Source organism: Steroidobacter flavus (genome assembly GCF_042651805.1).
Taxonomy (GTDB): domain Bacteria; phylum Pseudomonadota; class Gammaproteobacteria; order Steroidobacterales; family Steroidobacteraceae; genus Steroidobacter; species Steroidobacter flavus.
Genome location: NZ_JBHSDU010000014.1, coordinates 411,889 through 425,834 on the forward strand (window position 1 = coordinate 411,889; position 13,946 = coordinate 425,834).

Genomic DNA, 13,946 nt, shown 5'->3' on the forward strand with positions numbered 1-13,946 from the left:
GTGCAAAAATGTGAGTCAGCTCGACGGCGGACGCACGCCCCACAACCGGGCGCGCCCGAAGACCCATGAGTCGAAGCCACTCACACCGCGACGCACGGCGTTCACGTCCGACAGGCTGTAGAGGACGATCAGCGGACAATCCGCGACCATCAGCTCATGCATGCGATCGAACAAGCGCTGGCGCGTCGCCGGATCGGAGCTTTCGCCGGCGGCGCGTTGCAGATCGAGCGCCACCGGGTTGTCCCACAGCTTGGTGTGGCTGCGGCTGCGATCGCCCAGCATCGCGTCGTAATTCAAATAGGGATCGGCCCGCGCCGTGAACCCGAACGACATCAACTGATACTTGCCCGCTTTCCAGCGATCGAGCTGCGTGGCCCATTCCAGCACTTCGAGCTGGATATCGATGCCCGCCTCGCGCGCCATGGCCTGGACCAGCAACGCCTGATTGAACATCGCCGGGTAACGGCGATTGGTGGTGAGAACGATGGGCTGGCCTCGATATCCCGCCTCCACCAGCAACGCTCGCGCCTGCGCGACGTCATGAGCGCCACCGGAAGCTTGTATCGAGGAGTAATAGGAACTGGAGCTTGGAATGACCGATGGATTCGCCACGCCGACATCGTTGGTGACGAGTGCGGCGATGGCAGTCCGATCGAGACTGAGCGCGAGCGCCCGACGCATCCGAACGTCGCCCAGCAACGGCGCCCGGTCTTGAATCAAGATCGCGTAGTTGACCAGCATCGGCTTCGCCATCAGCGTCACGCCGGACACCCGCTGTAATTGCACCATCTCGGCGGCCGGCACTTCCGGCATGACATCGACCTGACCTTTCACGAGTGCCGCGAGACGTGCGGAACCGTCGCGAATGATCAACCAACGCACTCGAGGCGCGTACGCGAACTTGCCACCAGTATTGCCGTCGCGCGCTTCGTTCCGGCTGCGATAGCCACTGAATGCCCGTAGGTCGATGTACTGTCCGCGCTTCCACGCATCCAGCATGTAGGGCCCGGTGGCAACTGGGGCGTTCCAGCTGCCATCCGCGTTGACCGACGAGCGATGCAGAATCGCACCGCCGCCGCACTGGATCGCCGCCATCTGACTCAGAAACATCGGCTGCGGACGATTGAGCTTGAACACGACAGTGTCCGGCCCGAGCGCGGTCACCGACTCGATGCGATTGCCACGCGTACCATCGAAATCGCTCAGGCAACTCCAGCCTGTCTTCGGATCGAGATACCGCCGCCACGACCACACGACATCGTCCGCGGTGACCGCAGCTCCATTGTGAAATCGTAGCTGCGGACGCAGGCGAAAGGTGTACTGAGTGCCGTCGGTTGACACTGCAACCGAGTCAGCGAGCAGCGGCCCGGCGCTGCCGTCTTCCCGATAGGCCACCAGGCCTTCGAGAATATGCATCATCACGGTATCGGTGTTCGCGTCGCGATTGACGCCGGGGTTGGTACTACGGATATCCGATGTGAGCGAGACGCGCAGCGTGCCGTCCCGCTCGCTGGCCGACGCGGCCTGCAACAGCGCTGCGGCGGTCAGCGCGACCAGCAGATCCCGCCATCGTTTCCACGCCGCCGCGTGGCTGTGCCCGTCACTGGGTATAGTGCTCGATGATGCGGCGTGCGTCGCTGATCTCATCGCAGATCCAGTCGTGTAGCAGGCGCACCTGTCTTCGATCCGACAAGCCGGGCGCACGCACCAGGAAATAGGAAACATCGCTCGGCACGCATTTCTTGACTGGCGCGATCAATTGCCCCGATTCCAGGGCATCGTGACCGAGCACCACGTCCGTGATGGCGATGCCGAAGCCGGCCTCCGCCGCCTGCAGCGCCAGATCCAACCCGTCGAAATCCAGGCCGCCGCTGGTGTCGAAGCGGCCGCCGCCCCAGCGCTCCGACCAGACTCGCCAGTCGTCCCGGCTGGGCAACGGATGCAGCAGCGTCAGCTTCTCGAAGTCCTTCGAGGACGTGAGCTGGCGGCCGGTGAGATAGGTGGATGCGCACACCGGCGTGAGCCATTCGGGGTACAGCTCGGTGGCATGTTCGGCGGACCAGTTGCCGAGACCATAGCGAATCCCCAGGTGCGCCTCGCCGTCGCCCGACACCATGTCGTGCCAGCGCGTATGAACGATCACGCGAATCAATGGATGCTGAGCCTGAAAGCGCTGTAACCGAGGATACAGCCAGCGCACCGCGAAGGTAGGCAATACACGGATATGGACGGTATCCTGGTCGCGCTGGAACGAATCGATCGTATTCGCGATCTGGTCGAACGCGCCGCGTGCGCTGGCGGCCAGCGCACGCCCGGCTTCGGTGATTTCCAGGCCATTGTGGTTGCGATTGAACAGCGAGATACCGAGCTGCTCTTCCAGGATGCGCACCTGACGGCTGACGGCGCTCTCGCTGATCCGGAGCACGCCGGCGGCCTTCTTGATGCTCAGATAGTTGGCCACCACCTCGAAACAACGCAACGCATTCAACGATGGCAGCCGGCGGGGCATGGCAGTGGATCTTCTGTCCTGTGGCGGAACGTGACCCGATCATAAGGATATCCCCGTTGAGTACGCAAAGCGCGCGTGGCGCTCAGGGCTGGTGCACGCCGATCCAGATCGTTTTCGACTGTAGATATTGATCCAGGGCCTCCGTCCCCTTGTCCCGCGCCAGCGATCCGGAGCGCTTGTAGCCGCCAAAGGGCGTCTTGATGTCGCCCTCGGTGAAACCGTTGATGGCGACGGTCCCGCAAGCCAGTCGCCGGGCGGCGAGCAACGCGGCGTTCAGGTCGCGGGTATAGACCGTGGCGTGCAGGCCATAGTCGGTGTCGTTGGCCACGGCCAGCGCCTGATCGAGCCCGCTCACACCGATCACTCCCAGCACCGGCCCGAAGATCTCCTCGCGGGCGATCTTCATAGCCGCAGTCATATCGGAGAACACCGTCGGGCCGACGAACCAACCCGGCCGCTCGTCGTATGCATGGGCCAGGTCCAGCGCCACTTGCGCGCCTTCGGACTTGCCATGCGCGACATAGTCGAGCACGCGCTCCCGATGCTCCGGCGTAATCATCGGCCCGAGCTGCGTCCGCGGGTCCAGCGGATCGCCGACCACGATCTGCCGAGCACGTTCGACCACCCGCCGCAGGAACTCATCGCGAACCGCAACGTCGACGATCTGTCGCATGTTGGCCGAGCAATTCTGTCCGCCGTTCCAGAACGCCGAGGTGATGGCGTTTTCGATCAGCTCATCGGTGATGGGCGCATCCGCCAGCACGATGAACGGGCTCTTGCCACCCATCTCCAGGCCGACCGGCTTGAGATTACTCTCGCTCGCGTAGCTCAGGAAACAGCGGCCGACTTCGGTCGAGCCGGTGAACGAGACGACGTCGATATCGTTGTGACAACCGACCGCGCGCCCCGCCGTCTCGCCCATGCCCGGGACCACATTGAGCACGCCTGGCGGCAGACCCGCCTCGCTCGCGAGCTCGGCGAGCCTCAGCGTCGACAAGGATGTCTGTTCCGCCGGTTTCACGACAGCGGAGCAACCACTGGCGAGCGTCGGTCCCAGCTTCCACGCCGCCATGAGCAGCGGGAAATTCCAAGGCAGCACGAGCCCGGCGACGCCCATCGGCTCTTTGACGATGAGCGCGCAGGCATCGCCGCCGGTCGGCGCCACCTTGCCAAAGGTCTTGTCGATCAGTTCGGCATACCATTCGAAGGTCGCCGGCACTTCGACATCGATCTCGCGCAGGCAGTCCCGGATGGGCTTGCCGCTGTCGAGACTTTCGAGCACGGCGAGCTGTTCGCTGTGCTCACGAACCAACTGCGCGAGTCGCAGCAGTACGCGTTTACGTTCCTCGGGCGCCGCACGTGACCATGTCCCGTCATTGAACGCCCGCCTCGCAGCGGCAACGGCGCGATTCACATCCGCGATCTGACAATGCGCGACAGTGCCGATGACGTCGCCGGTCGCCGGATTGCGCGTCTCCATGACGAGGCCCGACACCGGCGCGACGTATGCGCCATCGATAAAGGCCACGGCCGTGGGCAAGCGCAGACTTTGCGCCACGCGTGCGTAGTAATTTCGATCTTTCTCGCTCATTGCAGCCTCCCCGTCGGATGCGCACCGCTACAGCGGTGCATGCGGACGCCCGTACTCGCCCAGCGCGAAACGCTCCAACCGCAGCGGCTTGAGCACACTGTTGGGCGTCGAGCCCAAGGCCAGCGACGCGACGGTCTTGCCCACCGCCGGACCGAGACCGAAGCCGTGACCGGAGAACCCGGTCGCCACGATCAACCCCCGCACAGCCGACGGCGTATCGACGACCGGCAACGCATCGGGCAGCACGTCGATCAGCCCGGCCCAGGACTTCACGATCGAGACTTCGCCCGCGTTGGCGAACAGGCTCTGAAACAACGCAACGTTCTTCATGGCGCGTTTGCGGTTCGGCGCGATGCTCGGCCGGCGCGGCTCCAGGGCGAGCCGTTCCTTCGGCAAGGTGAGCCGGCGGTGGAGATCGTCGAGGAATGGCCGGCCGAGCCGGAACGAGAACGTGCGCCAGTTACGAAACAGCTCGGGAATAAAAAAGCGCGCGGAGCGCATCGAATCGAGAGTGACATCGACGTCCGAGAGCGACTCCGCGGCAAGAATGCACGAGCCATCGGGCCGCTGACGCAGGCCCAGACCATAACCGCAAAAGCAGGATTCGCTGAGCAGCGGTGCGGGCGAAGTGAGCGAGACGGTGCTACGCACGACCTGCTGCGGAAGAAACAAATTGAGCTTGCGAAGCAAATGATGCGAGTGGGCGCCGGCCGCGCAGATCACCATCTTCGAGCGAATGAAACCGTGCTCGGTCTGCACTCCCGTCACTGCACCCGCCGCCGCATCGATCGCGAGCGCGCCACAATCTTCCAGAATTTGCGCGCCCCTGTTTTCCGCCGCTCGCGCGAACGCCGTCGTCGCCAGTCCCGGCTCCGCCTGACCGTCCGAGCTCGTGTATAGAGCCCCTGGAACTTTGACGCGCAACTCCGGCATGAGTGCAGCCACTTCGCGTCCCGACAGCATGCGGGCATCGTTCGGAATACCCCGCACGCGAGCGATCCATTGCTCGAACTGCGCAAGCTCCGCTTCGCTCTGCGCAAGGAAGATACAACCGGTGCGTCGCCAGGCGATTTGCGAGCTCAGCTCCTGCTCCAGCGTGGGCCACAGCGACAACGCCTCGACCGCGATGGGCAGCTCGGCCGGATCGCGGTATTGAGTACGCACGAATCCCCAGTTGCGTCCGGATTGCTGGGCAGCGACCTTGTCTTTCTCGACCAGCACCACGCCGACACCCGCCTTGGCCAGGTAATACGCCGTGGCGGCGCCCATGATGCCGCCACCGACGATCACGACATCGGCCGATTCGGGGAACGCGCTGTGCCGATGGCCGATGCGCGCCATCACGTCATCGGGAATATGGGGATAGAGACTAAGCGCCCGCATCGACCGCCGCATCCATGTCCATTTCGATTCGAATCGCCGGATCGAACAGTCCCGCCTGCACCGTCGTGCACGTGGGATCGATGCCTGCGAAGGTGCTGGCGAACACTTGCATGATCGTTTCGTAATCTTCGGGCCGCGCGATGTACATCCTCACGCGAATCACATTCTTCAGCGTCGCGCCGGCCTGCATCAGCGCGGACTCGACGTTGCGAAACAGCTGTACGGTCTGATCGTGCGCACCGTCCGGCAGATTGCCGGTCGAGTAGTCGTAGCCCGTCGTCCCCGAGACATAGATGTGATTGCCGAGAACGATCGCACGGCTGTAACTGTAAGTCCGCTCGAACTCACTGCCGGAGGAGATATGACGGCGGATCGGTTGCTGAGTCATGACATCAGTCCTGGGCGATTCGGCGCGAGATCGTTCGGCGTGATGCCGAGCGCACGCTGCTCGTCGGGGAGCTCGTGGCCGAGCATCAGTGCAGCGGCTGCTTGCCCCAGCGCCGGCGAAGTGAGAATGCCGCAGCCACCTTGACCTGCGAGCCAGAAGAATCCATCGGCATTCGGACGCGTGCCGCAAACAGGATTCTTGTCGGCGACGAAGTTACGCAGGCCGGCCCACTTGCTGAGCGGCCGACCGATCTCGAACGTGGTGTCCTGTTCGATGTTCTCGATGCCCTGCGCGACATCCAGATCGTCGGGATAGACATCGCCAGGCGGCACTGGCACTGCGTCGGCGAGGCTGCCTACCAGGCTGTCGCCACGCGGGCTCACATACCAGCGATAGTCGACGTTGCTGACATGCGGCCAGCGTGACGCGTCGACTCCAGTGGGCAGGAATGTGAAAGCGGTCCGTCGATGTGGCGTCAAACCGATGGGCTCGAGGCCAGCCAGCCGCGTGATTTCGTCGACCCACGCACCGGCCGCGTTCAGGACCATGGAACAGGAAATATCACCTGCCGGCGTCATCACCCGCCACTTGCCGGAGCCGCGCTCGATCGCACTGACGCTGGCATTGGTCAGCACTTTCGCGCCGTTGGCCTTGGCACCGCGCAGATAGGCCTGCAGCAGTGCATTGACATCGATGTCCATCGCGCCCGGCTCGAGCACACCGCTGTCGAATCTGTCCGCGCGCAGCGCCGGGAAGAGTTGCAGCGCTTCGTTGCGATCGACGTACCGCGCCTCGGCGCCGACTCCGGTCAACCTGCCATGCAGCCGCTGCAAGGAAGCCTGTTGGTCTGTCCGGCCCACTGTGAGACACCCACGAGGCGACAACAGACGAATCGGCGCGAAGCCCTCAGGCGGCCGCTCCAGAAACGAGCGACTTGCTTGCGCCAGACGGCGCATCGTGTCGGCGCCGATACCGACAGTGAACTGCTCCGACGAGCGGCCGGAGCTGTGCAGCCCCAACGCCTCCTCCCGTTCGAGCAGAACGACGGCAGCCCCGCGCGATAGAAAATACGCCGCGGATGCCCCCGCCATCCCTCCGCCAATGATCGCAATATCCGCCTGCATGCTCTTCCCACCGCCGACACCGCACGAGGCAGAATAGTGGGCAATCGACCCGCTCCCTGTCGATTTCAAGAAAGGCAATTGTGGGTAGCAAAAACCTCAGGTCGAAATTTGCGCGTTCGGACCGCGCCCCAATTCATCGCGCGCGGCATACGTCAGCCAGAACAATGACAAGCCCGCAGCGATCACCAGCGGTACCAGGAGCAGAATAATCCGCCCGCTGTTGGCACCCGCACCGAGTGCGACGCCGACCAGCAACGGGCCCGTGATGGCGCCAATGCGCCCAATGGCGACTGCCGCTCCGACGCCTGCGCCTCGAGCCTCATGTGCATACAACCGAGGTGCCAACCCGTAGAGCACGAACTGCGAGCCCAGCACGAAATAGCCGGCCGCCAGCGCGGCTGCCCACAACGTTTCACGCCCGGACGCCATTGCGAGCGCCGACAGCGACAGCGCCATCGCGATGTAAACGAGGAACATCGGCCAACGCACCCCATAACGGTCGCAGGCGCGACCGATGGTGAACGAACCGATGATGCTGCCGATGTTGACCACCATGGTCGTGATGAACGCATCGCTGGGCGGAAAGCCGCGATTGATCACCAGAGACGGCAGCCAGTTGAGCAGCAACGATAACTGCAACAGAGTCAGCGCGAATACGACCCACAGCAACACGGTGCGCAACGCCTGTCCGCGTCCGAACAGACTGTTCATGTAACCGGGCGCGGACCGCTGCGCATCGATCCGTCTGCCCGCACCGGTCTCCTTCAAATTGACCGCCAGCAACGCCGCGACGATCAGCGGCAGGACCCCGCCCACCACGAACAGCCCTTGCCAGCCGAGAGCTCCAGCTCCAAAACGCGCCAGGAGCGCAACCAGTACGCCACCGAGCGGCATGCCACAGAACATCAGCGAGACCGTGCCCGTGACCTTGCCCTTGGCCGCCACCTCGGAGACCACCGCGATCAGGTTGGGCATCGCCCCCCCGATGCCGAGCCCCGCAAGAAATCGTACCGCCAGCAACGAATTCACATCTCTGATGAGTGCGGCGGCCAACGTGAATACGCCAAGCGTCACGACGGAGCCGATCAGCACCGGCTTGCGCCCCAACCGATCGGCCAACCAGCCGCCATAAGCCGCGCCGACCGCCAGGCCGATCAGGCTGGCGCTGAACACCCAGCCCATCTGTTGCGGCGTCAAATGGATCGCCTCGCGGATCGCCGGCGCCATGACGCCGATGATTTGCAGGTCGAAGCCTTCCAACACCGCGACACAAAAGCACAAAGCAATGGTGATGGCGCGGTTCGCGGATTCGTCGCGGCGTTCGATCTCAGTCATGAGCTCCCCTGTTCAACCAGCTGCGATCACACCGGCTCTAGGGCGCCAGCGCAATCACGTCGAGTGCGAAATGTGCGTTGCCGCCGGGCGCGGCATTCGCATCCGCCACGCACACAGCAATTCGCGCTGGCGGATGCTCCGGAAAGAACTCCATCCAGGCACGATGAAACGCTTGGCGCGTCTCCAAGTCATGCAGGTATAGCGTGACCTTCACGACATGCGCCAGCGTCGCACCGGACGCGGCCAGCACCGCCGCCACGTTGCGCAGAGCCTGCACCGCCTGCTCGTATGGATCATCCGACATCGAGTTGGTCTGCGGATCTCGCCCACGGATCGCGGACAGAAACAGAAACCCTCCCGCGCGAACGCCCGGCACCATGCCTGCCATCCGATCCGGTGCGTCTGGCGATTGCGGCATCGATGCACGATCGAGAGATGTCATCGCGAACCTCCGCGGGCACTCACGAGATCCAAAGCAACGTCGACGATCATGTCTTCCTGCCCACCCACCATGCGACGACGGCCAAGCTCCATCAGCACGTCTCGAGTGTCCAGGTTGTAAGCCGCAGCGGCCTTTTCCGCATGTCGCAGGAAGGATGAGTAGACACCCGCGTAACCCAGCGTCAGCGTCTCTCGATCGACGCGCACCGGACGATCCTGCAACGGTCGCACCAGATCCTCGGCCGCATCCATCAGCGCGAAAAGATCTGCGCCGTGTTGCCAGCCATAAACATTGGCCGTCGCGATGAAAACCTCCAACGGCGCATTGCCGGCACCGGCGCCCATGCCACACAGACTGGCGTCCACTCGAATCGCGCCGTTCTGAACGGCGACGACGGAGTTGGCCACGGCCAGCGACAGATTGTGATGAGCATGCACGCCCCGCTGCGTCTCCGGCTTGAGCACTCGGTCGTAGGCTTGCAGTCGGGCCGCGTAGCCATCCATGGTCAACGCGCCGCCGCTGTCGGTGACGTAGACGCAGTGAGCGCCGTAGTCCTCCATGAGCTTCGCTTGCTGAGCGAGCGCCTCCGGCGATGTCATGTGGCTCATCATCAGAAAGCCGGACACATCCATGCCGAGATTGCGGGCCGCCTCGATGTGCTGTTTGGAAACATCGGCCTCGGTGCAATGAGTCGCGACTCGAACCGAGCGAACCCCCAGGTCGTAAGCTCGCCGAAGATCGTGGACCGTGCCGATCCCGGGCAACAGCAACGTCGTGAGCACGCTGTGCTCCAACACCTCCGCCACCGCGCCGATCCATTCCCAATCGGTATGGGCGCCGAAACCATAGTTGAACGACGATCCGCCGAGGCCGTCGCCGTGCGCCACTTCGATGGCGTCGACCTTGGCGGCATCCAACGCTTTCGCAATCGTCTTGACGTGCTCGATGCCGTATTGATGGCGAATGGCGTGCATGCCATCGCGCAAGGTCACGTCCTGGATGTAAAGCTTCGTGGTGCGTGGATCGAAGCTCATGCCGCCGCCCCCGCCTGCATGCGCCGTGCGATCTTTTCCGCCGTCTGCAGCGCTGCCGACGTCATGATGTCGAGATTGCCGGCATACGCCGGTAGATAGTGTGCGGCGCCTTGCACCTCGAGGAAGGTCGTGACTTTCAAACCGGTGAACGATCGTCCCATCTCGGGGATGCGCAACGCACTGCCCGCATCGATGCGTTCGAATTGGACTTGCTGTTTGAGTCGATAGCCTGGCACGTATCGACGCACCTCCTCGACCATCGTCTCAATCGAACGAGCGATGCTCCCCGTGTCGGCGTCGTCGCTGAGGCAGTAAACGGTGTCACGCATGATGAGCGGTGGCTCGGCAGGGTTGAGCACGATCACCGCCTTGCCTCGCTCAGCGCCGCCCACTTCGGCAATGGCACGAGCGGTGGTCTCGGTGAACTCATCGATATTCGCCCGCGTGCCAGGCCCGGCCGACTTCGACGCGATCGACGCGACAATCTCGGCATAGTGAACCTTAGCGATGCGACTGACCGCAGCCACGATCGGAATCGTCGCCTGCCCGCCACACGTCACCATATTCACGTTCAACTCATCCAGATGGGCATCCCCATTCACCGCGGGCACCAGGTACGGACCGACCGCCGCAGGAGTCAGATCGATAGTCCTCTTGCCATGGGCCTTGAGCAGGGCGGCATGATGTTGGTGGGCGCCGGCAGAGGTCGCATCGAAAACGATGTCGATGTCAGCAAACTGCGGCAGGGCTAGCAAGCCCTCGATACCGCCCGCCGTCGTCGGCACGCCCAATCGTTCCGCTCTCCGCAAACCGTCGGAGGCCGGATCAATGCCGACGAATGCGCCCATCTTCAGCACCCGCGACAGGCGCAGCACCTTGATCATCAGATCTGTGCCGATGTTTCCTGTGCCGATGATGGCCACCTGGGTCTCAGCCACGCCCACTCTCCTCCGGTGCAAACAAAGCTTGCACGCTCCCCAGCCCTTCAATATGCGCTTCGAACAAATCGCCTGGCTTCACGGCGACCATCGCACCGAGCGCGCCGGAAAGCACGACGTCTCCACGGCGTAATGGCTGTCCGAGCTGCGCCGCGGTCTTCGCCAGCCACAGCACCGCCGATAGCGGGCTCCCCATGCAAGCCGTACCCGCGCCGGTCGAAACGACTTCCTCGCCTCTCGTCATCCGCATCGACGCGTGCACAACATCGCATTCAGTGAGCCGTCGCGGCTCATGACCCAGCACATACATTCCAGAGGAAGCGTTATCGGCAATGGTGTCCACCAAGCGGATGTCCCAGTTGGCGATGCGTGAGCCAACGATCTCGATTGCCGCCACGGCGTAGTCGACAGCGGCCAGCACATCCGCCGTGGTCAAGCGCATGTCATCGAGGTCTCGCCCGAGGATGAAACCGACTTCCGCTTCCACTTTGGGCTGATGCAACCGTCGACAATCGATGGCACTTCCCAACGGCACGTCCATGTCATCGAACAACATTCCGTAGTCGGGTTGATCGACACCGAGCTGCCGCTGCACGACGCGCGACGTGAGTCCAATCTTCCGACCGACCAGCCGACGCCCGGCCACGAGCCGCTGCCGCACGCCGTCCTGTTGGACGGCATAAGCGGCCGCGATGTCGTTCGGCGGCAAGAGATCGCGGACCGGCGCGCAAGCCTGTCCAGTCGCCCACGCCTTCTGCAACGCTGCCGAAGCCGCAGCGATTGCCTGTTCTCGTGCATCGCTCATGGCGTCGATCAGAATTGCCAGGTTGCCGTCAGACCCCATTCCGCCGGCCGGCCCGGCGATTGCGAGACGGTGCCCAGCACGTTGGTGCGACCATTGGTACCGGTGGTGACGTATTCCTCGTCGAGCACGTTCGTGCCGAACGCCGCAATCTTCCACGCAGCGCCCGAGTCATATTCCAGACGCACCGTCGCCACGCCATACGATGGCAACAGGATCGAGTTGGATGTCGAGTTGTTGGAGAACTGCTCATCCTTGTAGGCATAGTTGGTGCTGAAGTTCAGCTGGCCGGTGCTCAGGGGCAGCGAGTACTGAGCGCCCGCCGTGTAGGTCCACTCCGGCGAGCGCGCCAGCGGTTGCGCATCACAACGCTCGAAGGTCAGCGCGCCACCCGGACAGCTCGCGGGAATGAGCAACGGACTGTTGGGCGGCAACTCCACGTAGTCGATCTTGGTGTAACCCACATTGGCGCTGAGCGTGAGATTGTCGGTTGCGGCCACCGTCAGCTCACTCTCAAATCCGTAGATGTCGAGCTTGCCCGCGTTGAGGAACAACACCTGGAGCGCGCCACGCGAAAAGTCCGCCAGCTGCACGACGAGATCGTCGTACTTCATGTAAAAGCCCGTGAGATTGGCACGCACTCGATCGTCGAACAGCTGCGAGCGCAAGCCGAGCTCATAATTGACGACAGTTTCCGGATCGAACTTGGTGACTTGCGGCGGCGCCGTGCCGATCGAAGTGATGTCGATGTTGAAGCCACCGGACTTGAAGCCCTTCGACACCGTCGCATAGGTCATGAACAGATCGGTCCACTGATAATCCAAAGTCAAGCGGTAGTCGACCGAGTCCCAGTGGCTGCTGTTGCTCTTCGGCGAACCTCCAGGAGGCAGCTGTGGTGTGAAGATGCCGACCTTGCTGATGCGTACATCTTTTTCGTCATAGCTGTAACGCAGGCCGGCCGTGACCCGCGCTTTCTCGGTAAAGCTGTACGACGCCTGGCCGAACGCGGCGTAGCTGTCGGTGGTGAGCTCTACGTCGGCGTCGAATCCGATGCAACACTCAGCCTGCAGAGTTGCCGTGTCACGCACGATTTCACGGTTGTAACGCAGCTCGGCGGGCGTCTCATGGAAATAATAGAGGCCGGCGACCCACTGCACCTTGTCGTGATCGCCGAGCAGCTGCAGCTCCTGGGAGATCGAATCCATTCTGTTGACCGTGAGATTGGTCTGCGCACCGAACTGCCCATAGTCATCCTGATCGATGTCCGTTCCGTGGTTGTAGCCGGTCAACGAGCGCAGCGCGAGCGTGTCGCTTAGTGTCCAGTTGATGTCGGCGGCCAGGAACGTGTTCTCGGTGCTGCGGTGACTGTTACAGAGCTGATCGTTGGGCAAAGCATTCGTCAGCAGATTCGGTGCATTACCAAAGCGGCTCGCATCGACAGCGACCCGATCCATGATGCACGTGTCGTACACCGAGTAACCGTCCGGCGACACGAAGCGTGGATCGTCGACGGTCACAGCCGGCTGGCCGATGCTCGTCAGATACGCGCTATACGCCGCCACCGGTCCGATCGGAAAACCGTTCGGCTGCGTCAATCCCACGCCGGTAATCACCGTCGGCGATCCATTGCTCTTGTTCTTCGTGTAGGCGGCCGTCAGATCAATGGTGAGATCGTCGGTGGGCTTCAGACGCAAAGCGGTGCGGACTGCGTAGTCGTCCTGGTTGCCACGCGCCTCGTCGGTACCGATGATGTCGACGTAGCCGTCGCGCTTGAAGTACGCCGCCTGGCCGCGGAACGCAGCCTTGTCGCCCAATGGAATATTGATCAAGCCTTCGATGTCGGTTCGGTCGAACGATCCGACGGTGCCGGTCACCTTGGCTTCGAAGACATCCTTCGGCTTGCGCGACATGTAACGAATCGCGCCGCCGGTGGTGTTGCGGCCGAACAGCGTGCCCTGCGGACCGCGCAACACTTCGATGCGTTCGACATCGAGCAGATTCAAGATCGCGCCGGTGGAGCGAGGATAGTAGATATCATCCACATAGAGGCCGACGCCTTTCTCATTGTTGGCGCGACCGGAAGTTTGTCCGACACCGCGGATGGTGAAGTTGGGCGCCGAGTTGCCCACCGGCACCGAGCCGCCGATCGATACGTTCGGCAGGAACGTCTGCAGATCGTCGACCGTCTTGATGTTGGCCTGCTCCAGGTTCTCCGCCGAGAACGCCATGATAGAGATCGGCGTCTGCTGCAGCGATTCGCTACGCCGCTCGGCCGTGACCACAACCTCTTCCAGGCCGCTGCCTGCTTCCGTGGTGCTCTGTGCGTAGCCTTGGCCACTCAGCAACGCCAAAGCGATGGCTGATGACACCTTCTGATGAGTCGTTCTCATTCCGCCCCCC

General features: G+C 62.9%; 12 protein-coding genes. All 12 read right to left on the reverse strand.

Annotated features, from left to right (window positions below):
* Nucleotides 1-15: 15 nt before the first annotated feature.
* The 12 genes from ACFPN2_RS24570 to ACFPN2_RS24625 all read right to left on the reverse strand — a co-directional run bounded on the left by ACFPN2_RS24570 (nucleotide 16) and on the right by ACFPN2_RS24625 (nucleotide 13,936).
* Nucleotides 16-1,647, reverse strand: a complete 1,632-nt coding sequence (locus ACFPN2_RS24570; RefSeq protein ID WP_380601521.1) for an ABC transporter substrate-binding protein — start codon at nucleotides 1,645-1,647, stop codon at nucleotides 16-18.
* Nucleotides 1,601-2,509, reverse strand: coding sequence for a LysR substrate-binding domain-containing protein (locus ACFPN2_RS24575; RefSeq protein WP_380601523.1), 909 nt, complete (start codon nucleotides 2,507-2,509; stop codon nucleotides 1,601-1,603). Before ACFPN2_RS24575 ends, ACFPN2_RS24570 begins: the two co-directional genes overlap by 47 nt.
* Nucleotides 2,510-2,591: 82 nt before the next feature.
* Complete coding sequence (locus tag ACFPN2_RS24580) at nucleotides 2,592-4,100, reverse strand: aldehyde dehydrogenase (protein ID WP_380601525.1); 1,509 nt, start codon at nucleotides 4,098-4,100, stop codon at nucleotides 2,592-2,594.
* 27 nt (nucleotides 4,101-4,127) lie between these two features.
* Entirely contained in the window at nucleotides 4,128-5,483 is a 1,356-nt protein-coding gene (locus ACFPN2_RS24585) for an NAD(P)/FAD-dependent oxidoreductase (RefSeq protein WP_380601527.1), read from the reverse strand.
* Complete coding sequence (locus ACFPN2_RS24590) at nucleotides 5,470-5,871, reverse strand: RidA family protein (protein ID WP_380601529.1); 402 nt, start codon at nucleotides 5,869-5,871, stop codon at nucleotides 5,470-5,472. Before ACFPN2_RS24590 ends, ACFPN2_RS24585 begins: the two co-directional genes overlap by 14 nt.
* A complete protein-coding gene (locus ACFPN2_RS24595) occupies nucleotides 5,868-6,995 on the reverse strand; it encodes an NAD(P)/FAD-dependent oxidoreductase (protein WP_380601531.1) in 1,128 nt (375 codons plus the stop codon). The genes ACFPN2_RS24590 and ACFPN2_RS24595 overlap by 4 nt, the downstream gene beginning before the upstream one ends.
* Nucleotides 6,996-7,091: 96 nt before the next feature.
* The gene (mhpT, locus tag ACFPN2_RS24600) at nucleotides 7,092-8,330 is read right to left on the reverse strand and encodes a 3-(3-hydroxy-phenyl)propionate transporter MhpT (protein ID WP_380601533.1); all 1,239 of its coding nucleotides are present in this window, start codon (nucleotides 8,328-8,330) and stop codon (nucleotides 7,092-7,094) included.
* Between the two features lie 37 nt (nucleotides 8,331-8,367).
* Entirely contained in the window at nucleotides 8,368-8,772 is a 405-nt protein-coding gene (locus tag ACFPN2_RS24605; protein WP_380601535.1) for a RidA family protein, read from the reverse strand.
* Entirely contained in the window at nucleotides 8,769-9,806 is a 1,038-nt protein-coding gene (gene dmpG / locus ACFPN2_RS24610) for a 4-hydroxy-2-oxovalerate aldolase (RefSeq protein WP_380601538.1), read from the reverse strand. Before dmpG ends, ACFPN2_RS24605 begins: the two co-directional genes overlap by 4 nt.
* Nucleotides 9,803-10,744, reverse strand: coding sequence for an acetaldehyde dehydrogenase (acetylating) (locus ACFPN2_RS24615; protein ID WP_380601540.1), 942 nt, complete (start codon nucleotides 10,742-10,744; stop codon nucleotides 9,803-9,805). Before ACFPN2_RS24615 ends, dmpG begins: the two co-directional genes overlap by 4 nt.
* Entirely contained in the window at nucleotides 10,737-11,549 is an 813-nt protein-coding gene (locus ACFPN2_RS24620) for a 2-keto-4-pentenoate hydratase (RefSeq protein ID WP_380601542.1), read from the reverse strand. The genes ACFPN2_RS24615 and ACFPN2_RS24620 overlap by 8 nt, the downstream gene beginning before the upstream one ends.
* 8 nt (nucleotides 11,550-11,557) lie before the next feature.
* Nucleotides 11,558-13,936: a TonB-dependent receptor gene (locus ACFPN2_RS24625; RefSeq protein ID WP_380601544.1), complete on the reverse strand. Its 2,379-nt coding sequence runs from the start codon at nucleotides 13,934-13,936 to the stop codon at nucleotides 11,558-11,560.
* Nucleotides 13,937-13,946: the final 10 nt, after the last annotated feature.